This is a genomic window from Janthinobacterium sp. CG_23.4 (assembly GCF_029892305.1).
Lineage (GTDB): Bacteria > Pseudomonadota > Gammaproteobacteria > Burkholderiales > Burkholderiaceae_D > Janthinobacterium > Janthinobacterium lividum_D.
Map to the genome: position 1 here is coordinate 2,483,321 of NZ_JARXUX010000001.1, position 19,282 is coordinate 2,502,602.

Sequence of the window (19,282 nt, forward strand, 5' to 3'; positions counted from 1 at the left end):
ATGCTTATCGGCTATGCCCGTGTTTCGACGCAGGATCAAAATCTAGAGTTGCAGCGCGAAGCCTTGACCAAGGCCGGGTGCCAGAAAGTCTTTGAGGATAAGGTAAGCGGTACTCGGGCCGACCGCCCTGGCTTGGCCAAGGCGCAGGAAATACTGCGTGAGGGTGATACCTTGGTGGTCTGGAAGCTGGATCGATTGGGGCGCAGCGTTAAGCAACTGGTTGACCTGGTCGGCGAGCTGCACAAGCAGAGCATCCAGTTCAAGAGCCTGACCGACGCTATCGACACCGGTACGCCATCTGGCCGGTTTTTCTTCCACGTCATGGCCAGCCTCGCCAAAATGGAGCGTGAGCTAATCGTCGAGCGTACCCGCGCCGGACTGGATGTTGCCCGCCAGCTTGGCCGCAAGGGCGGTCGCAAGCCCAAGATGACCGAGAGCAAGATCGAGTCAGCCAAGAAGCTGCTGGCCAGCGGCGTGCCTGCCAAGGACGTGGCCAAGAACCTCGGCGTGTCCGTTCCTACGCTGTACCGCTGGGTGCCAGCCTCGACGCAGGCTTAGCGTACGATTTTCCCCGTTTTCTGAGACGCCCCCATCAAGCACGGTGGCGAGCCGCACGATCGAGCGTCATGATGCTGGCAGGAACATACAAGTAGATTTCCCCAACCATGGCCGCGCCACCAGTGAAAGAATCTTGCCGATTTGAACAATATCATTATCCGCGCCAGCAGCGCGGCCGACTGGCCGGCACTGAAAACCACGCGCCTGGCCTCCCTGCTCGACACCCCCACGGCCTTTGGCGCCAGCCACGCCAGCGCGGCCCGCTTTACCGATGCCGACTGGCAACAGCGCGCCATTAGCACGCCGCTGCGCACCTTTTTCCTCGCCTTTGATGGAGAGCAAGCCATCGGCCTCGCCGCGCAAGTGGTGGCCGGCAATGGCGAGTGCCATCTGATCGCCATGTGGGTGCAGCCGCAATGTCGGGGTCTGGACGTGGCGCAGCGCCTGCTCGACGCCGTGAAACAATGCGCCGTCGGCAATGGCCACGCCCGGCTGGTGCTCGACGTGGCAGCCGAGAATGCGCGCGCGGCAGCGTTTTACCAGAAACAGGGTTTTGCCTTTTTGCCGGAATGGGCGCCGCTGGAAAGCCACCCGCATATCCAGGTGCAGAAGATGGCGTGGCGGGCGCCAGCATAAGCCCAAGCAGCCCCTCTTTCTGCAATTGCAGCCCGTGATACGCCTGCTTGCTCACCCCCAAGGATGCACTGTGCTTGATTCGATTTTCGACGCCATCGTCTGTGCTGCAGACCTTAGTCGAAGCAGTGCTTCACCAGTCCCATGTGGGCAGCGCAGAAAACCGGTGTTGCCACCACGATCAATCCATGAAGTACAATGGATATATCTGATAAATTCATGAACATGGCTCATATAAATGCTTGAACGCATCCACCTCAACATCGTCCAGCAAGTCGAGAAACAAGGGTCCTTGACAGCCGCTGCGGGCGTGCTGAACCTGACACAGTCGGCGCTGAGCCACAGCATGAAAAAGCTGGAGCAGCAACTGGGCACCGACGTCTGGCTGCGCGAAGGGCGCAATCTGCGCCTGACGCAGGCCGGACAGTACCTGCTGGCGGTGGCGAACCGGGTGCTGCCGCAATTGGACCTGGCCGAAGAGCGCCTGGGACAATTCGCACAAGGCGAGCGCGGTGCGCTTCGCATCGGCATGGAATGCCACCCTTGCTATCAGTGGTTGCTTAAAGTGGTTTCCCCCTATCTGACAACTTGGCCCGACGTGGATGTGGACGTCAAGCAGAAGTTCCAGTTCGGCGGGATAGGCGCGCTCTTCGGCTACGAGATCGACCTGCTGGTCACCCCCGACCCGCTGTACAAGCCGGGACTGAAGTTCGAGCCCGTGTTCGACTATGAGCAGGTGCTGGTCGTGGCCAAGGGTCATGCCTTGGCTAGCGCGCCCTATGTGGAGCCGCAGCAGCTGACGCAGGAAGTGCTGATCAGCTATCCCGTCGACATCGAGCGCCTGGACATCTATAACCAGTTCCTGCTGCCGGCCGGCGTCACGCCCAGGCGCCACAAAGCCATTGAAACGACCGACATCATGCTGCAAATGGTGGCCAGCGGGCGCGGCGTGTCGGCCCTGCCGCGCTGGCTGGTCGAGCAATACGCGAGCAAGATGGACGTGGTGCCGGTGCGGCTCGGTGTGCACGGCATCGCCAAGCAGATCTTCCTGGGCGCGCGCGAAGCGGACACCGCCATCGACTACGTGCGCGCTTTCATCGCACTGGCCCGCCAGCCCGTCGTCGCCAGTGCGCAAGCCAGCAACTGATGGCGTCCAGCGTCGAACGCAAACGACTTTCATGACCGGAGCTGGCAAGGCACCAGGCAAACGCCATCACTATAAAGAATGCCCCATGAAAATGAAGACCTGGGCCGGGATCGCAATGGTCGCCGCCCTTCCCTTGGCTAGCGGCCACGCCACGGCGCAAGAAACAATACGCATTGGTGTCATCGCTGCCCTCACGGGCCCGTTTGCCAACACCGGCAAGCCATTCGAAGATGGCATCAAAACGTACTTGCTGCAGTACGGCGACCGTGTGGCCGGCAAGAAAATCGAAGTCATCTACCGTGACGATGGCGGCACCAACACCGAGATGTCCAAGCGCGCGGCGCAGGAACTGATTACGCGCGACAAGGTGAGCTTCCTGATCGGCTTTTCGCTGACGCCTAGCGCGCTGGCCGTCGCCCCCATCGCCACCAGGGCCAAGATCCCGATGATCGTGATGAACGCTGTCACCACTGGCATCACCGCGAAATCGCCGTATATGCTGCGCACCGGCATGACGATGCGGCAGATGACCGAGCCATTCGGCACCTGGACGGCAAAAAACAAGGTCGGCAAGGTCTACACCCTGGTCAGCGACTACAGCACCGGCATCGATGCCGAAGCGCGCTTCGTCAAGGCCTTTAGCGCAGGCGGCGGCAAGATCGTGGGCTCGTCACGCGTGCCGCTGGCGAACCCGGACTATTCGCCCTTCGTGCAGCGCGTCAAGGATGAAAAACCGGATGCACTATTCTTTTTCGCACCTGGCGCGGAAGACGGCATCGGCGTGCTCAAGGCCTTCAGCGACAAGGGTCTGGACAAGGCGGGCATCAAGTTCCTCGGCGTCGGCGACATGAGCAGCGACTCGCCTACCCTGGAATCGCTTGGTGACCGAGCGCTCGGCGTCATCACGGTGCTGAACTACTCAACTGCGCTCGACAATGCGGCGAACAAGACTTTTCTGAAGGCTTACGCGGCAGCAAATCCCCAGCGTCCACCTGCCACCTTCGTCGCCGTGACGGCCTATGACACCATGGGCATGATCGCCGAAACCATCCGCACGCTCCATGGCAACGTGAGCGCCGACGCGGCGCTCCGGGTGCTGTCGAACATGAAGTGGAGCAGTCCGCGCGGTCCGATCAGCATGCATCCAGAAAGCCGCGACATCGTACAGAATATGTATATCCGCGAAGTCAAGAAAGTCAACGGCAAGCTAGTCAACCAGCCTGTCGCCACCCTCAAGGACGTCATGCCGAATTAAATCTCTGCGTAGTCCAATGCCGCAGATGGCGCGCGGTGCTGCTTGCCTGGAACGCTGTTGTGCTTTGAGCACCACGACAATGAGACGCACCCCGGCAATGAGACCACTCAGAATGCGCCAACATAGTTCTCCGCCAGCGCCGTTGCCATGGCACGCGAGTTGACAATGTTGGCCAGTTCGGCGCGCTGCATCTCGCGTTCGAATGGCGTAGCGTCGGCGAAGGTATGCAGCAGGCGCGTCATCGTCCAGGAGAAGTATTCGGCGCGCCAGATGCGCTTCAGCGCTGCGTCACTGTAGCCATTCAAACGCTCCTCGCTGCCCTGGCGATAAAACTGTTCCAGCCCGCGCGCCAGCAACTGCACGTCCGATACGGCCAGGTTCAAGCCCTTGGCGCCGGTCGGCGGCACGATGTGCGCGGCGTCACCTGCCAGGAACAAACGCCCGGCCTGCATGGGCGTCGAGACGAAACTGCGCATGCCGATGATATTTTTCTGAAAAATATGCCCTTCTTTCAGCTTCCAGCCGTCGTGGTTTTCCAGCCGCGCATGCAGTTCGGCCCAGATGCGGTCGTCCGACCAGTTGTCCACGTGGTCGTTCGGGTCGCACTGGAAATACAGCCGCTGCACCGTCGGTGTACGGGTACTGACCAGGGCATAGCCGCGGTCATGCTGGGCGTAGATCAATTCTTCGGACGATGGCGCCGATTCCACCAGGATGCCAAACCAGCCGAAGGGATAAATGCGCTGGAAATTCTTGCGCAGCTCCTGGGCAGGCATGGCCGGTCGCGCCACGCCATGGTAGCCATCGCAGCCGATGATGAAATCGGCCTCCAGGGTATATGCCTCGCCGCCATGGCGGTAGCTCACGCGCGGACGCAGGGTCTGCGTGTCATGCAGTTCAACGTCGGCGACCTCGAATAGCACGCTGCCCTTTGCCGCCAGCCGTGCCGCCACCAAGTCCTTGATCACCTCGTGCTGCGGATAGACGGTGATCGCCTTGCCCGTCAATTCGCTCAAGTCGATACGGTGACGGGCGCCATCAAAGGCCAGCTCGATGCCATGGTGCAGCGCGCCTTCGCTGCGCATGCGCTCGCCGACGCCGGCCTGCGTCAGGATGTCCATCGTGCCCTGCTCCAGCACCCCGGCGCGGATGGTCGACTCGATGTCGGTGCGCGAACGCGCTTCCAGTACCACCGATTCGATGCCCTCCAGATGTAGCAGATGGGATAACAGCAGGCCGGCCGGGCCGGCGCCAATGATGGCGATTTGAGTACGCATGACAGTCTCCGATGTTGTGGTGGTATGCCTGCATGGTAGCGGCGCAGGGAAGAAAAAAACATGGATGAAATACGCTAAAACTTGTACTATTTATACACGCCTAACCTTTCAAACAATGTCCATCCATGCAAGATACCGCCTTGACGAGCACACCGGAAATTCCACAGTTCTCGCTGTATGGAGAACAATCAGGGGCGGAAAACGCGGAGTTTGTGCATATCGAATTGATCGAAACGCGTAGCCGCCTTCACGACTGGCATATCGCCAGGCATACGCATCCAGGCCTGTTTCAGGTACTTTTTTTATTCGGCGGCCAGGTCAGTGCCAGCGTCAACGACGCGCTGTGGCAGCGTACTGCCCCCGTCGCCATCACCATCCATTCCTCGGTGGTGCATGGCTTCGACTTTTCACAGGAAGCGCAAGGCTACGTGCTGACAGTGGACCAGAACGTGATCTTCACGGTGGCGCAAAATCACGTCGACCTGTATTCATCGCTATTCGTTGAACCGCTGGCGATTGACCTTGCCAGCGCGCCCGACATACATGGCCGCCTCGATTCGCTGCTACAAAACCTGCTGGTGGAGGCGGCCTGGCCGCAATATGGACACACCCTGATGCTGGAATGGCTGGCGCGCAGCGCTTTGCTACTACTTGTGCGCGTGCATGCAGAGCACCGGCTGGCAGACCAGTCGGGACGCAGCGACTTTGAGCTGTTCAGTCGTTTTCGCGCCGCAGTGGAGCAGCACTACAAGCAGCAATGGCAAGTGGGCCAGTACGCCGATGCCTTGCGCGTCACGCCGACGCGATTGAATCGCCTGTGCCTCAAACTGGCGGGAAAGTCCGCTTTCGACATCACGCAGGACCGCTTGATGCTGGAAGCGTGCCGAAAACTCACCTATGTCCCCGCCAGCATCGCCAGCATCGCCTATGAACTGGGGTTCCAGGACCCGGCCTATTTCAGCCGGCTCTTCAAGAAGCGCATGGGCGCCACGCCCAAGCAGTTCCGCCGCCATTCGGACGAAGGCCGCGAACCTTAGAGCAAGGAACTCAGCTCGACCTGTATCTTGATCAGCGCAGGCAAACAGCGCTGCACCATCTGCTCGATCGGAATGCGCCCCGCATGCACGCTGATATTCATCGCCGCCACTATGTCACCGCGAAAATTTTTCAATGGCACCGCGATGGTGCGCAAGCCAAGTTCAAGTTCCTGGTCCACCAGCGCATAGCCGCGCGCCCGCGCCCGCGCGATTTCCAGCAGCAGCCGCTCCTTGCTGACGATGGTGTGCTCAGTGATCTGCTCCGGTTCTGCGCGCGCCAGGAAGGCGTCGGCCTGCTCTGGCGTGAGGCTGGCGAGCAGCATGCGGCCATTCGCCGTGCAGTAGGCAGGTACCCGCGTCCCAGGCTGCAAAGTGGCCGACACCAGCTGGCCCGCACTCACGGCGGCCACGCACACCAGTTGGTCGTGATCGAGCACGCCCACGGATGCCGCCTCGCCCAGCGCGTAGGCGAGCCGATACAACAGCGGCTGCACCACGCGTGGCAAGCGCGCTGAATGCAGATAGGACTGTCCCAGCCGCAGCACCATCGGCGTCAATGAAAACAGCTTGTTTTCATGCCGCATATAGCCGAGGTGCGTCAGCGTAATCAGATAGCGCCGCGCCGCAGCACGCGTCAGGCCCGTGCGTTCGGCCACTTCCGCGATGCTCAAGCGGCTGCGTTCCTGGTCGAACGCGGCGATCACTTGCAAGCCCTTCTCCAGTCCGGCGATCAAATCGCGGCTGGCAGGCAGCTCTGTTGCTAATGTCATTGTGTAGAAAAAACCTGATTTGGGCGCTATTCGCACAAATTGTGCGCATAGCGAATATAGCACGCCATGGCGACCTTGTAAGGATGGTAGCGCTTGCCTACCATCGTTTCACCCTGCCACATGACATAACAAGGAGACAGCTTTGAAATTCGATGCCATCGCCCCCGGCGTATATCCGGAATTGATCTACCCTCCCTACAAATCGACCGCCAAGCGCGGCCCCACGCAGCCGCTGCTGCGCCTGGACGCCAGCGTGCCAGTCACGCACAACATCGTGCCCTCGCCGCGCATCTTGTTGCCGCATGACATGGATCTGACGACCCAAGGTGATGCCGCACCGCTGGGCGAGAAAATCGTCGTCACCGGTCGGGTGCTGGACGAAGATGGCAAGCCGGTGCGCAATTCACTGCTGGAGGTGTGGCAATGCAATGCCGCCGGCCGCTACCGCCACAAGCGCGACCAGCACGATGCGCCGCTGGACCCGAACTTTAACGGCTGGGGCAAGATGATGACCGATGATGCGGGCCGCTACCGCTTCGTCAGCATCAAGCCCGGCCCCTACCCCTGGGGCAATCACGAAAAGGCATGGCGCCCTGCGCACATCCACTTTTCCTTGTTCGGCAATGTCTACGCCCAGCGCCTGGTGACGCAGATGTACTTCCCCAGCGATCCGCTGTTTGACTACGACCCCATCTTCCAGAGCATTCCCGACCTGGCCGCGCGCCAGCGCCTGATCTCGCGCTTCAGCCTGGAACACACCGTCGACGTTGACATGCTGGGCTATGAATTCGACATCGTCCTGCGCGGACGCGACGCTACGCCGTTTGGCATTTAAGGATACTCACATGAGCAATATCACGACTTCGCAAACCATCGGCCCATTTTCCCACGCAGCCTGGCAATGGGCGGTAGACCTGTGCGCCGCCGACCGCCTGCAAACGACTGCGCCCACCATCGTCATCCACGGCAGCATTTTTGATGGCGACGGCGTGCCCATCAACGATGCGCAGATCGAGGCATGGCAGCCCGCTGGCGCCGCAGCCGAATCAGCCCAGGCCATGCCCGGTTTTCGCCGCGTGCCCAGCGACGACGCGGGCAACTTCAGTCTGCGCCTGTCACTATGCACACAGGCGCCCGGCGAACCGCTGGCCTACATCACAGTATTCGCGCGCGGCCTGGTGAAACATCAGTTCACCGCCGTGTTCCTGGACAGCGACACGCACCTGGCGCAATCGGCCATACTGGAGCAAGTGCCGGCCGCGCGCCGCGCCACCTTGCTGGCCACCCAGGCGGGCGACGGCCAGTACAACTGGAGCATCCACATGCAAGGGCCGCAAGAAACGGTATTTTTCGACTATGTGTAATGCACAACGGGAGGCGCTGTGAGCGTATCGATCTTTGACAGCTTCCTTACCACCAGCGAGATGATCGCCGTGTTCGACGACGCGGCGATCGTGCAAGCGATGTTTCGCTTCGAGCAGGCACTGGCGCAGGCGCAAGCCGACGAAGGCATGCTCGCGCCAGCCGCCGCGCATGCCATCGCCTCGGTCTGCAACGCGCAGCTGTATGACATTGCCGCCATCATCAGCGACGGCCGGCGCGCCGGCAGCCTGGCCATTCCTCTGGTGAAAGAGTTGACCCGCACCGTCGCCCTGTACGATGCGCAAGCGGCCAGCAAGGTCCATTGGGGCAGTACCAGCCAGGACGTGATCGACACGGCCATGGTGCTGGCCACGCGCGACGCCCTGCTGCTGCTTGAGCATGGCTTGAACAGCTTGGGTCAGCACTTGCTGCGCCTGGCGCAGCAGCACCTTGCCACGCCGGTGCTGGCGCGCACCCTGATGCAGCCGGCGCAGGTGACCAGCCTGGGCTTCAAGCTGGCCGGCTGGCTGGCGCCACTCGTGCGTGCACGGGCGCGCTTGCGCATATGCGCGCAGCAGGCCCTGCAACTGCAGCTCGGTGGCGCCGTCGGCACGCTGGCCGTGATGGGCGAGCAAGGTCCGGCGGTGGCGCGCCGCATGGCCGATGCACTGGGCCTGAAGGTGGCCGATGCGGCCTGGCACACGCAGCGTGATGAATGGGTGCGCCTGGGCCTGGAAGTGGCCGTGCTCACTGGCAGCCTGGGCAAGATTGCCACCGATCTGAGCCTGATGGCCCAAGGCGAGATCGGCGAACTGGCCGAACCATCTGGCAATGGTCGCGGCGGTTCGTCGGCCATGCCGCACAAGCGCAACCCCGTCAGCGCCATGATCGCGCTGGCCGCCGCCACGCGCACGCCGCAGCGCGCCGCTGCCCTGCTGGCCAGCATGGGCCAGCAGCACGAACGGGGCCTGGGCAATTGGCAAGCCGAAATGGCAGAATGGCCGGGCCTGTTCCTCAGCGCGCATGGCGCCCTGCAGGCACTCAACGATGCCTGCGCCGGCCTGCAAGTCGATGCGCCGCGCATGGCGCGCAATATCGACGCACTGCAGGGCCTCGTGTTTGCAGAAGCGGCGGCAGCCTACCTGGCGGCTGCCATCGGCCGGCCGCAGGCGCATGCGCTGCTGGAAAACATGAGCGGCAAGGCGCTGGCCACGGGGCGCCACCTGGCCGACATACTGGCCGAGGCCGTGCAAGCCGATGCCACGCTGGGCGCACAGGTCGATCTGGCGCATTTGGCGACCCTGTTCGATGCCACTGCTGCGGCCACGCCTGCACGCACGCTGGCGCAACAGCAATTGCAGCGCTTGCGTAGCGACATCGCCACCCTGGACGCCGTCCCCCACCCGACCCTTACTCACCATCTATCGCGAGGCCAGCATGCGCCATGACCCCATCGACCACGACTTCGAGCGTGGCCTGAACAACCGCCGCGCCATCCTGGGAGACGCCTGGGTGGAACGCTCGCTGGCGAACGCCAACAGCTTCAATAGCGACTTCCAGAACCTGATCACGCGTTTTGCCTGGCATGAGATTTGGGGCCGTCCCGGACTCGAACAAAAGACCCGCCGCGCCATCGTCCTGGCGATAACCGCCGCGCTGGGCCGCTGGGAGGAATTCGAACTGCACGTACGCGCCGCACTGCTCGGCGAGGCATCGAACCGTTTGACACCGGACGAACTGAAGGAAGTGCTGATGCAGTCGGCCATCTACGCCGGCGTTCCTGCAGCCAATACGGCCTTCACGCACGCCATGGCGATCCTGCACGAACTGGGCCCGCAGATAGGCTATACGCTGGCCCCCGTGGCACCTGCGGCCAGCCACCATCCAGGCACGGGCTTTGAAGGGCGCAGTGGCGGCAAGCCATCGCTGCACTACAGTGTGCGCGCACCGCGCAGCGGCAAGGCGCCGCGCCACACGGTGGTGCTGAGCCACGCGCTGGGCTGCGATCTGAGCATGTGGGATGCGCTGGCCACGGCCCTGGCCGAAGATTGCCGCGTGATCGCCTATGACCATCGCGGCCATGGCGGCTCGGAAGCGCCTGCCGGCATGTACGACATGGCGACGCTGGCCGACGATGCCGCAGCCCTGCTGCGCGAACTCGATACGGGGCCGGTGCTGTGGATAGGCTTGTCGATGGGCGCCATGGTAGGCCAGGAACTGGTCTTGCGCCATCCCTCGCTGGTGCGCGCCCTGGTGCTGGCCAACACCACTTCCGGCTATCCGGGCGCCACACGCGAACTGTGGCAGCAGCGTATCGCCACCGTGCAGTCGCAAGGCGTCGATGCCATCGGCGACGCCGTCATGGGGCGCTACTTCACGCAGGACTTCCGCGAGCAGCATGCCGCCACGGTGGCGCGCTTCCGGCGCCGCGTGGTCAGCACCGACGCTGTCGGCTATGCCGGCTGCTGCCATGCCGTCGGCGAGGTCGATACCACTGCGCGCCTGGGCGCGATCGCCGTGCCGACCCTGGTCATCGCAGGAGCGCTGGACCAGGGTACGCCAGTGGCCATGGCGCAGGTCCTGGCCGATGCCATTCCCGCAGCGCAGTTGGTCGTGCTGCAACAAGCCTCGCACCTGAGCGTGATCGAACAGCCGCAGGCGTTCGATCACGCCGTACGCAGCTTCATCGCCCACCTGTAAAAAAATGGCGGCGTCCTTCAAGGCGCCGCCATCTTGCGTGCTTACTTAGATTCCCTCTTCACACGCCCGTAGCGCGCACCTGCCGGTGCTGGCAGAATTGGACTGCTCTCTGACATGCAACAGGCGGCCCGCGTTGCAGGTCGCTTCACTGACATCAAGCCACCGAGACCAGCCGATCGAGCTTGTCGCCATCGGCCAGCAGGCTGGCACTGTCGGAATCGTGCACAATGCGCCCCCGGTCCAGCACGATGGCGCGCTCGGTCAGCGACAGTGCCAGGCGCGCATGCTGCTCCACCACGATGACGGACAAGCCTTCATCCTTCACCAGCCGGCGCACTATGCGCACCAGTTCCTGCACGATGATGGGCGCCAGTCCCTCCATCGGCTCGTCGAGCAGCAGGATGCGGGGATTCGTCATCAGGGCGCGGGCGATGGCCAGCATCTGCTGTTCGCCGCCCGACAACTGGTTCCCCATGTTCTGGCGCCGCTCCAGCAGACGCGGAAAGATCGCATAGATCTTTTGCAGATGCCATGGGCCGGGGCGGGCCACCACCGTCAAATGCTCTTCTACCGTCAGCGAGGGAAACATGTGGCGCTCCTGCGGTACCCAGCCCAGCCCGGCGCGCGAGCGCTTCCAGGTAGGCACGCGCGCCAGGTCGCTACCGTTCCAGCGGATCGTACCCCGGTGCAAGCGGGTCAGCCCCATCAATGTCACCAGCAAGCTGGTCTTGCCAACGCCATTGCGTCCCAGTAGCGCCAGGCTGTCTCCCTCGTTCATCGACAAGGACACGTCTTCCAATACGATCGATTCGCCGTAGCCGGCGCTGACCTTCTCCAATGCCAGCAGCTCACGCATGTTCGGCCTCTCCCAGATAAACTTCCTTGACGCGCGGATCGGCCGCGATCTCTGCCGGCGTACCTTCCGTCAGCACCTTGCCTCCCACCATCACCGTGATGCGATCGGCGAAGCGGAACACCAGTCCCATGTCGTGTTCGATGAACACCACCGTGACATCGCGTGGCAATTGCGCGATCACTTTGAACAGTTCCCGGCTTTCGGCCGAAGGAATGCCGGCGGCCGGTTCATCGAGCAGCAAGATGGACGGCTTGGTGGCCAGCGCGAGGGCTATTTCCACCAGGCGCTGCTTGCCGTATGCCATGCTGCGCGTGATGCTGTTGATCTCGTCCGTCAGTTTCAGGCTGGCAAGCAGCGCCATGGCCTCCTCGACCACCTCGCTCTGGCTGGCGACGGTCTGGTACCAGACCGACTGCAAGCCGCGTCGCTCGCTGATCGCCAGCACCACCGATTCGAGCACGGTCATGCCGGCAAACAGATTATTAATCTGGAAGGTGCGCGTCAGGCCCAGCTTGACGCGCTGGTGCTGCGGCAAATGCGTGATATCGGTCTCGCCCAGCCACACCTTGCCAACGCTGGGAGGGAAGGTCCCCGTCAGCAGGTTGATGAAGGTGGTCTTGCCGGCGCCGTTCGGGCCGATCAACGCATGGCGCGCACCGGGCTGGAACGTCAGGCTGACGTCGCTATTGGCGGCAAAGCCGCCCCATTTCTTCGACAGCGCTTCGGTGCGCAGTGTCATCGCGGCGGTGTTCATGCTTTCTCCTTGGCAAACAGTTTTTGCAGACGCTCCAGGCCGCCGAGGACACCGCCGCGTGCGAACAGCACGATCAGCACCAGCAGCATGCCGATGTAAAATTGCCAATACGTGGGATTGAGGCCGGCGATAAAGTCTTGTGCCAGCATAAAGACGGCCGCGCCGATCAGCGCACCATACAGGCGCCCCGTGCCGCCCAGCACCAGGATGATCAATAATTCTGCCGAGCGCGAAAAGCCCAGCATGTCCAGGCCCACGAACTGCGTAGTCTGCGCCAGCAGCGCGCCAGCCACGCCGGCAACGGCAGCGCTGATGGTAAAGATGACACCGAGGCGACGGTTAACGTCCACGCCGATGGCCGGCATGCGCTGGCCGCCTTCGCGTATGCCGATCAGGCTGAGGCCGAACGGCGAATGCACCAGCCTGCGCAGCGCCACGAACAGCAGGAACAGCACCGCGAAACTGTAGAGGTAGGCCGTCTTGCCCTCGAGGTCAAATTCGAACACACCGAACAGTTTGCCGAGCATCATGCCGGACAATCCATCGACGCCACCCGTGATGAAGGCGGCCTTGTTGGCCGCTTCGAACAGCATCAGGCCGATGCCCAGCGTGACCATCAGGCGCGTCAGATCCTGTCCGCGCACCACCAGGAAACTAGTCATGTAACCAAACACGCCGGCCACCAATGCCGCCGCCAGCAAGCCGCTCAGCGGCTCGCCCCAGCCATGCACGGCCAGCAGGCCGGCCGTGTAAGCGCCCAGGCCAAAAAAAGCGGCATGGCCCAGCGACACGATGCCGGCATAACCGAGTATCAAGTCGAGCGACAGGGCAAACAGGCCGACGATCATGATCTGGCTAATCAGCACCAGATAGCCGGTAAAGGCGAAATAGGCGCCCACCGGCAGCAGCCAAAAAGCGATTTCCAGTGCTCGCCAGCGGCCATCGGCCAGGCGCGGCGCAGGCGCGGCAATGCGCGCGACGACGGGAACTTCATGCATGACACTCATGCTTTTCTCCTCATCAAGCCGACGGGGAAGACGATCAACAGCACCACCATCAAGCCATAGATCACGAAAGCACCCATTTGCGGCACATAGTATTTGCCGGCGACGTCAAAAATGCCGAGGATGAGCGCAGCCACCAGCGGCCCCTTGATGGTGCCTGCGCCGCCGACGGCGACCACCAGCAGGAAGTACACCATATACTTGAAGGGGAACGTCGGGTCCAGGCCCAGCACGTCTATGCCGAGGCCGCCGCCCAGGCCGGCCAAGCCCGAACCGAGCGCGAAGGTCAGGCTGAAGACGCGGCTGACATTGATGCCCAGGCCGGCCGCCGCTGTCTGGTTGTCCACCGAGCAGCGGATCTGCGCGCCGAAGCGCGTGCGCTCGATCAGCACACCCAGAGCTGCGGTGACCAGCACCACCACGCCGATCAGGAACAGTCGATAGGCGCCCACGTCCAGGCCGAACAGCGCAACCTGGCCGCGCAGCCAGTCAGGCAGCAGCACCGGTTGCTGGGTCGGGCCGAAGAAATACGTGGCACCCGCCACCGCCATGAACGTCAGACCGATGGAGAACAGCACCTGATCGAGGTGACTGGCCTTGTACAGGCGGCGGTACAGCGTACGCTCGAGCAGCAGGCCGACCAGCGCGCAGATGAGGAAAGCGAGCGGCAAGGTGGCCAGGAAAGGCAGGCCCAGCTGCGATAGCAGCATGACGCAGACATAGCCGCCCAGCATGGCAAAAGCACCGTGCGCCAGATTGATGAAGTTCATCATTCCCATCGTTACCGACAGGCCTACACTGATGATAAATAACAGGCTGCCGTAGGCGATGCCGTCGAATAAAACGCCGATGAAGTTGCCTAGCATATGCCGGCCCTCCGCGCGCGCGTGCTGCGATGTGCAATAGTCACTGCTGTCTCCTTTTTGTTTCTTGTTGTTTTGTATGGTCTTGCTCGCCACCGCATGCCGGCGCCATGCAGGCCACGCCGCCAGGTCATACGCGTTCGATGACGATGGCGATACCCTGGCCGACGCCGATGCACATGGTACACAGTGCATAGCGCCCACCGCTACGTTGCAGTTGGTACATCGCCGTCGTTACCAGGCGTGCGCCGCTCATGCCAAGCGGGTGGCCAAGGGCGATCGCGCCGCCGTTCGGATTGACGCGCGGGTCGTCGTCGCGCAAGCCTAGCATGCGCAGCACGGCCAGCGCCTGCGCGGCGAATGCCTCATTCAATTCGATGACGTCCATTTGGTCCAGCGTCATGCCCAGCTGTGCCAATACCTTTTGCGTGGCAGGCGCCGGACCGATGCCCATGACGCGCGGCGCCACGCCAGCGGTGGCCATGCCGACGATGCGCGCCTTTGGCGTCAGGCCGTGCCGCGTGGCCGCTTGCGCGCTGGCCAGCAGCAAGGCGCAGGCACCGTCATTGACGCCCGAGGAATTGGCCGCCGTCACGCTGCCATCGGGGCGCACCACGCCGCGCAATGTGGCCAGCGCCTCCAGGCTGGACTGGCGCAGGTGCTCGTCGTGTTCGAACAGCTGCGGCTCGCCCTTCTTCTGCGCGATGTGCACGCCGACGATTTCCTGTGCCAGGATGCCATCCTTCTGCGCCTGCGCCGCCTTGCGCTGGCTATGGAAGGCAAACAGATCCTGGTCGGCGCGACTGATGGCGTCGTCTTCAGCAACATTTTCTGCCGTTTCCGGCATCGCATCGGTACCATACAGCTGGCGCATCAAGGGGTTCGGGAAACGCCAGCCGATGGTGGTGTCATAGATGGCAGCGTTGCGGGAAAAAGCCGTTTCCGCCTTGCCCATCACGAATGGTGCGCGCGTCATCGACTCGACGCCACCGGCCAGCATCAGCGCGCAGTCGCCAGCAGCGATGGCACGCGCGGCGCTGCCCACGGCATCCATGCCGGAACCGCACAGGCGGTTCACGGTGGAGCCGGGCACTTCCTGCGGCAAGCCCGCCAGCAGCGCCGACATGCGCGCCACATTGCGGTTGTCTTCGCCGGCCTGGTTGGCGCAGCCATAAATCACGTCATCGATGGCATGCCAGTCGACGCCGGGATTACGGCGCATCAATTCACGCAATGGCAGCGCACCCAGGTCATCGGCGCGCATATCTTTCAGCGCGCCGCCATAACGACCGATAGGGGTACGGATCGCATCACAGATAAAAGCTTCTTTCATGGCGTCTCTCCAGGCAGCGATTGAATCAGCGCAGCGCCCGTGCGGGCCTGCAGTTCGTCAAAGTCCAGGCCCTCCGCCATTTCGCAGACCAGCAGGCCGGCCGGCGTGACGGCCAGCACGGCCAGGTCGGTATAGATGCGGTCGACGCAGGCAACCGCAGTGAGCGGGTAACTGCATTGCGCGACGATCTTGCTTTCGCCCGCTTTGGTCTGGTGATCCATCATCACGAATACCTTGCGCGCGCCCAGCGCCAGGTCCATGGCGCCACCGACTGCGGGAATCGCATCGGGCGCACCCGTATGCCAGTTGGCCAGGTCGCCGCCGGACGACACCTGGAAAGCACCGAGTACGCAGATATCAAGGTGGCCGCCACGCATCATGGCAAATGCATCGGCATGGTGGAAATAGGCGCCGCCCGTCAGCAGCGTCACCGGCTGCTTGCCGGCGTTGATCAGGTCTTCGTCTTCCTCGCCGGGCGCCGGTGCGGGGCCCATGCCCAGCAAGCCATTTTCGCTGTGCAGGAACACTTCGCGATCAAGCGGCAGGTAATTGGCGACCCGGGTCGGCAAGCCGATACCGAGGTTGACATACGCGCCATCGGGAATATCCTGGGCCACGCGGGCCGCGATGTCATCGCGTGTATAGCGCTTGATCATGCTTGCTCCCTGACAACACGTTGCACATAAATGCCCGGGGTGACGATCACCTCGGGATCGAGTTCGCCCAGCGCCACGACATCATGTACCTGGGCAATGGTGCAGCTTGCTGCTGCGGCCATGATAGGACCGAAGTTACGCGCCGCCTTGCGATACACCAGGTTGCCCCAGCGGTCGCCGCGATGTGCCTTGATCAAAGCGAAGTCGGCATGGATAGGTGATTCCAGCACGTACTGGCGGCCATTGATCAAGCGCGTTTCCTTGCCATCAGCCAACAAGGTGCCATAGCCAGTGGGGGTAAAGAAGCCGCCTATGCCGGCGCCAGCGGCGCGGATGCGTTCGGCCAGATTACCTTGCGGCGTGAGTTCGAGTTCGATCTCGCCTGCGCGGTAGAGCGCATCGAACACTTGCGAGTCGCTCTGGCGCGGGAAGGAACAGATAATCTTGCGCACCCGTTTGGCCTTGAGCAATGCTGCCAAGCCGGTTTCTCCATTGCCGGCGTTATTGTTGACGATGGTGAGCTCGCGTGCTCCTTGCGCGATCAGGGCATCGATCAGTGCAGCAGGCATGCCGGCGTTGCCGAAGCCACCGATCATCACGGTGGCACCGTCGGGAACGTCGGCCACCGCCCGTTCCAATGATTCATATATTTTATCGATCACGATATGGTCTCTTGAGTAAAGGTCTAACTTGCCAATCTATTCGCTTTGTTCGATAATCGCACTAATGTATTATTACCGCACAAATAAGTGTACCCATGCGTGGCCCTCGTGGTCAAGCTAAACATGCGCTGCACACAAACCGCAGCGACTCGACTAGAATCAGCCGTACATTGCGGGCACGCTCCAGCGTCGCCGCACCAACCCGATCATGACCATGCCCAAACCAGCCACTAAACCAGCCACCAAGCGCCCCATCAATTCGCCGTCCGAGGCCATCACCGAGCAAGACGCTGCCGAACTCACCATTGCCGAGCAGATCGATGCGCTGACCGATCCCAACTTCATGACCTCCCTGGCGCGCGGCCTGGCCGTGCTGCGGGCATTCAGCGACTCGCGCCGCGCTTTGACGATCGCACAAATTAGCCAGAAAACCGGCATCCCGCGTGCGGCGGTGCGCCGCTGTCTGTATACGTTCCAGCAACTCGGCTATGCTGAGGCGGAAATGAACAATTTTTCATTGCGCCCGAAAGTGCTGACGCTAGGCTATTCCTATCTTTCATCGACGCCACTGGCCGTGTCGTCCCAGCCCTACCTGAATAACATCAGCCGCGCCCTCAATGAATCGTGCTCGCTGGCGGTACTCGACGACAGCGAAGTGCTGTACGTGGCCCGCTCGGCTACCTCGCGTGTGATGTCGGTAGCACTGAACGCGGGCAGCCGCCTGCCCGCTTACTGCACCTCGCTTGGACGCGTGATGCTGGCACAGCTGGAAGCGGACGAACTCGATACCTACTTTGCACAGGCCAAATTACGCCCGATGACCGAGCGCACCATTGTCTCGGAAAAGCAGCTGCGCGAGGTGCTGGCAGGGGTGCGCCGGAACGGCTATGCGATCAATGATGAGGAACTGGAACTGGGTCTGCGCTCCATCGCGGTGCCCGTGCGCGGCGCGTCGGGCAAGGTGCTCGCTGCACTGAACGTCGGCGCGCAGGCATCGCGCGTGAGCGCCACGCAAATGGAACAGGAATTTTTGCCCGTGCTGCAGCGCGGCGCAAAGGAATTGTCGGTGCTGCTGCCCTAGCAGAATTGGTGTCGCCAGGATGCCAGGATGGGGGGGCGACGAGCGCCCCCTCTTTGAACCGCCAGCCCCGCTTAGAACGTATGACGCAGGCCGCCCATCATGCCGTTCTGCGTCTTGCCCGCACCCACCGTGCCGCCCGCATCAAGGGCAACGGCTGATGTCCCCTTGTTCTTCATCTGCCCTACAGCAGCGTACACGGCAGTGCGCTTGGATAAATTGTAAGTCAGACGCGCCGCCAGCATGGTGACATCCGATGCACTCGCCTTGGTGTCACGGTGAGCCACTTGGGCATCGAGCAAGAAGGCATCGAAGCGATAGTTGAAGCCAAGGTAGTACAAATCGCTATCGAGCGCACCGGTGCTGGCGCGCAACTTGCGCTCGACAATGCCGGCGCCAATTTTCGTTGGTCCCACCATCACGTAAGCGTTCAGGGTCGAACGTTTATCCGTGTTGTCGCTGCTGCTCATGCCACCGGCGGCACCCACATTGCCATGCATGACATCGTATGAGGCGCTGACGCCGAAGCCCTTGCTGTCGTAGGCCAGCATCGCTGTCACCTGACGGCAAGCCTTGGCATTGCCTGGTACCTCCCCGGCACAAGCGGTGGCAGCAGGCCCACCTGCGGCCGATCCGTCACGACCGAAACTATAGGTGGCACCTACGCTCACGCCAGAAAAGACGCCCAGGTAGCCCAGTGCATTGTCGCTGCGCGCGTTCGGCAGGTAAGGATCGATGCTGCCGATGGCGAACAGGTTCGGACCCAGCACGTCGGCTTTCATCGTCGCAAGATAGCTCATGTTGTGCTGGCGGCCCACAGTAATGCTGCCTAAGCTGCCCTTCAAGCCCACGTTCGCCTGGCGCCCGAACAGGCGTCCGCCCTGGCCGGTCGCACCAGTATCGACGCCAAAGCCATTTTCCAGCACAAATACGGCTTGCAGGCCGCCGCCTAGGTCCTCGATGCCCTTGAAACCGATACGCGAGGGGACGGAGCTGCTCAGTGACGGCATCTTGGTGATGGCGTCACCGAGTGCATTGGCGTTGGTCGTGTAGACCAGGCCGCTGTCGATGATGCCATACATGGTCACATTGCTTTGCGCCATGGCCGTGCTGGCGCACAGGCCGCCGAGCAGCGCCACGGCGCTACGGATCGTGTTGTTCATACTGTTGTCTCCTCCGGGTTGTAAAACGGGGTTTCCTGCTGGATGCAGAATTTTTATCCATCTTATTGTGTGCGATTATCGCACAAGCAGTTGTTTATCGAACGGAAATTGCGATACTATTGTTCCCGTGATGCATTGTCAAGAACGTATTGACGCTAGCCGTTGCGACAGTAT

Annotated in this window: 20 protein-coding genes; 10 read left to right on the top strand and 10 right to left on the bottom strand. The window is 62.2% G+C overall.

The genetic code is table 11. From position 1 onward, the window contains the following. The 4 genes from H4V96_RS11235 (at position 1) to H4V96_RS11250 (ending at position 3,593) form a co-directional block, all read left to right on the top strand. Complete coding sequence (locus tag H4V96_RS11235) at positions 1-558, top strand: recombinase family protein (RefSeq protein ID WP_196855189.1); 558 nt, start codon at positions 1-3, stop codon at positions 556-558. 141 nt (positions 559-699) lie between these two features. Continuing rightward, a complete protein-coding gene (locus tag H4V96_RS11240) occupies positions 700-1,194 on the top strand; it encodes a GNAT family N-acetyltransferase (protein ID WP_196855188.1) in 495 nt (164 codons plus the stop codon). Positions 1,195-1,429: 235 nt separating this feature from the next. After that, the gene (locus tag H4V96_RS11245) at positions 1,430-2,338 is read left to right on the top strand and encodes a LysR family transcriptional regulator (RefSeq protein WP_196855187.1); all 909 of its coding nucleotides are present in this window, start codon (positions 1,430-1,432) and stop codon (positions 2,336-2,338) included. An 85-nt stretch (positions 2,339-2,423) separates the two neighbouring features. Continuing rightward, positions 2,424-3,593, top strand: coding sequence for an ABC transporter substrate-binding protein (locus H4V96_RS11250; RefSeq protein ID WP_196855186.1), 1,170 nt, complete (start codon positions 2,424-2,426; stop codon positions 3,591-3,593). A gap of 107 nt (positions 3,594-3,700) precedes the next feature. Here H4V96_RS11250 and H4V96_RS11255 read toward each other — a convergent pair whose 3' ends face one another. Beyond that, positions 3,701-4,870: a 4-hydroxybenzoate 3-monooxygenase gene (locus tag H4V96_RS11255; protein WP_010398373.1), complete on the bottom strand. Its 1,170-nt coding sequence runs from the start codon at positions 4,868-4,870 to the stop codon at positions 3,701-3,703. A gap of 125 nt (positions 4,871-4,995) precedes the next feature. Between H4V96_RS11255 and H4V96_RS11260 the strand changes: the two genes are divergently transcribed. Next, positions 4,996-5,907, top strand: coding sequence for a helix-turn-helix domain-containing protein (locus H4V96_RS11260; protein WP_280720937.1), 912 nt, complete (start codon positions 4,996-4,998; stop codon positions 5,905-5,907). Here H4V96_RS11260 and H4V96_RS11265 read toward each other — a convergent pair. Then, entirely contained in the window at positions 5,904-6,677 is a 774-nt protein-coding gene (locus tag H4V96_RS11265) for an IclR family transcriptional regulator C-terminal domain-containing protein (protein ID WP_029496420.1), read from the bottom strand. The two genes, H4V96_RS11260 and H4V96_RS11265, sit on opposite strands and share 4 nt — an antisense overlap. Before the next feature lie 142 nt (positions 6,678-6,819). Between H4V96_RS11265 and pcaH the strand changes: the two genes are divergently transcribed. Genes pcaH through H4V96_RS11285 form a run of 4 tightly spaced genes read left to right on the top strand, consistent with a single transcriptional unit; the run spans position 6,820 to position 10,739 of the window. Next, entirely contained in the window at positions 6,820-7,512 is a 693-nt protein-coding gene (gene pcaH, locus H4V96_RS11270) for a protocatechuate 3,4-dioxygenase subunit beta (protein WP_010398381.1), read from the top strand. Between the two features lie 10 nt (positions 7,513-7,522). Continuing rightward, positions 7,523-8,041 carry a protocatechuate 3,4-dioxygenase gene (locus H4V96_RS11275; protein ID WP_010398383.1) on the top strand — a complete coding sequence of 173 codons (519 nt, stop codon included), beginning with the start codon at positions 7,523-7,525 and terminating at the stop codon, positions 8,039-8,041. 18 nt (positions 8,042-8,059) lie between these two features. After that, positions 8,060-9,487, top strand: a complete 1,428-nt coding sequence (locus H4V96_RS11280) for a lyase family protein (RefSeq protein WP_280720938.1) — start codon at positions 8,060-8,062, stop codon at positions 9,485-9,487. Further along, positions 9,477-10,739: an alpha/beta fold hydrolase gene (locus tag H4V96_RS11285; RefSeq protein WP_196855184.1), complete on the top strand. Its 1,263-nt coding sequence runs from the start codon at positions 9,477-9,479 to the stop codon at positions 10,737-10,739. Before H4V96_RS11280 ends, H4V96_RS11285 begins: the two co-directional genes overlap by 11 nt. 154 nt (positions 10,740-10,893) lie before the next feature. Here H4V96_RS11285 and H4V96_RS11290 read toward each other — a convergent pair whose 3' ends face one another. The 7 genes from H4V96_RS11290 to H4V96_RS11320 form a co-directional block, all read right to left on the bottom strand. Continuing rightward, the gene (locus H4V96_RS11290; RefSeq protein ID WP_070347409.1) at positions 10,894-11,595 is read right to left on the bottom strand and encodes an ABC transporter ATP-binding protein; all 702 of its coding nucleotides are present in this window, start codon (positions 11,593-11,595) and stop codon (positions 10,894-10,896) included. Continuing rightward, positions 11,588-12,349 (bottom strand): ABC transporter ATP-binding protein, encoded by a 762-nt coding sequence (locus tag H4V96_RS11295; protein WP_196855183.1) that lies wholly within the window; start codon positions 12,347-12,349, stop codon positions 11,588-11,590. The genes H4V96_RS11290 and H4V96_RS11295 overlap by 8 nt, the downstream gene beginning before the upstream one ends. Then, the gene (locus H4V96_RS11300; RefSeq protein WP_193365530.1) at positions 12,346-13,347 is read right to left on the bottom strand and encodes a branched-chain amino acid ABC transporter permease; all 1,002 of its coding nucleotides are present in this window, start codon (positions 13,345-13,347) and stop codon (positions 12,346-12,348) included. The genes H4V96_RS11295 and H4V96_RS11300 overlap by 4 nt, the downstream gene beginning before the upstream one ends. 5 nt (positions 13,348-13,352) lie before the next feature. Beyond that, a complete protein-coding gene (locus tag H4V96_RS11305) occupies positions 13,353-14,219 on the bottom strand; it encodes a branched-chain amino acid ABC transporter permease (protein WP_196855182.1) in 867 nt (288 codons plus the stop codon). Positions 14,220-14,346: 127 nt separating this feature from the next. Further along, positions 14,347-15,549 (bottom strand): 3-oxoadipyl-CoA thiolase, encoded by a 1,203-nt coding sequence (gene pcaF, locus H4V96_RS11310; protein ID WP_196855181.1) that lies wholly within the window; start codon positions 15,547-15,549, stop codon positions 14,347-14,349. Then, positions 15,546-16,202, bottom strand: a complete 657-nt coding sequence (locus H4V96_RS11315; protein ID WP_029496421.1) for a CoA transferase subunit B — start codon at positions 16,200-16,202, stop codon at positions 15,546-15,548. The genes pcaF and H4V96_RS11315 overlap by 4 nt, the downstream gene beginning before the upstream one ends. Continuing rightward, a complete protein-coding gene (locus H4V96_RS11320; RefSeq protein WP_010398401.1) occupies positions 16,202-16,867 on the bottom strand; it encodes a 3-oxoacid CoA-transferase subunit A in 666 nt (221 codons plus the stop codon). The genes H4V96_RS11315 and H4V96_RS11320 overlap by 1 nt, the downstream gene beginning before the upstream one ends. A gap of 208 nt (positions 16,868-17,075) precedes the next feature. Between H4V96_RS11320 and H4V96_RS11325 the strand changes: the two genes are divergently transcribed. Then, positions 17,076-17,948: an IclR family transcriptional regulator C-terminal domain-containing protein gene (locus H4V96_RS11325; RefSeq protein ID WP_280720939.1), complete on the top strand. Its 873-nt coding sequence runs from the start codon at positions 17,076-17,078 to the stop codon at positions 17,946-17,948. 71 nt (positions 17,949-18,019) lie between these two features. Here H4V96_RS11325 and H4V96_RS11330 read toward each other — a convergent pair whose 3' ends face one another. After that, entirely contained in the window at positions 18,020-19,108 is a 1,089-nt protein-coding gene (locus tag H4V96_RS11330; RefSeq protein WP_196855179.1) for a porin, read from the bottom strand. Positions 19,109-19,282: the final 174 nt, after the last annotated feature.

Coding starts and splice junctions, on each gene's coding strand:
- H4V96_RS11235 (WP_196855189.1), top strand. CDS start 1: ATGCTTATCGGCTATGCCCGTGTTTCGACGCAGGATCAAAATCTAGAG.
- H4V96_RS11245 (WP_196855187.1), top strand. CDS start 1,430: ATGCTTGAACGCATCCACCTCAACATCGTCCAGCAAGTCGAGAAACAA.
- H4V96_RS11250 (WP_196855186.1), top strand. CDS start 2,424: ATGAAAATGAAGACCTGGGCCGGGATCGCAATGGTCGCCGCCCTTCCC.
- H4V96_RS11255 (WP_010398373.1), bottom strand. CDS start 4,870: ATGCGTACTCAAATCGCCATCATTGGCGCCGGCCCGGCCGGCCTGCTG.
- H4V96_RS11260 (WP_280720937.1), top strand. CDS start 4,996: ATGCAAGATACCGCCTTGACGAGCACACCGGAAATTCCACAGTTCTCG.
- H4V96_RS11265 (WP_029496420.1), bottom strand. CDS start 6,677: ATGACATTAGCAACAGAGCTGCCTGCCAGCCGCGATTTGATCGCCGGA.
- H4V96_RS11275 (WP_010398383.1), top strand. CDS start 7,523: ATGAGCAATATCACGACTTCGCAAACCATCGGCCCATTTTCCCACGCA.
- H4V96_RS11285 (WP_196855184.1), top strand. CDS start 9,477: ATGCGCCATGACCCCATCGACCACGACTTCGAGCGTGGCCTGAACAAC.
- H4V96_RS11290 (WP_070347409.1), bottom strand. CDS start 11,595: ATGCGTGAGCTGCTGGCATTGGAGAAGGTCAGCGCCGGCTACGGCGAA.
- H4V96_RS11295 (WP_196855183.1), bottom strand. CDS start 12,349: ATGAACACCGCCGCGATGACACTGCGCACCGAAGCGCTGTCGAAGAAA.
- H4V96_RS11300 (WP_193365530.1), bottom strand. CDS start 13,347: ATGCATGAAGTTCCCGTCGTCGCGCGCATTGCCGCGCCTGCGCCGCGC.
- H4V96_RS11305 (WP_196855182.1), bottom strand. CDS start 14,219: ATGCTAGGCAACTTCATCGGCGTTTTATTCGACGGCATCGCCTACGGC.
- pcaF (WP_196855181.1), bottom strand. CDS start 15,549: ATGAAAGAAGCTTTTATCTGTGATGCGATCCGTACCCCTATCGGTCGT.
- H4V96_RS11325 (WP_280720939.1), top strand. CDS start 17,076: ATGACCATGCCCAAACCAGCCACTAAACCAGCCACCAAGCGCCCCATC.
- H4V96_RS11330 (WP_196855179.1), bottom strand. CDS start 19,108: ATGAACAACACGATCCGTAGCGCCGTGGCGCTGCTCGGCGGCCTGTGC.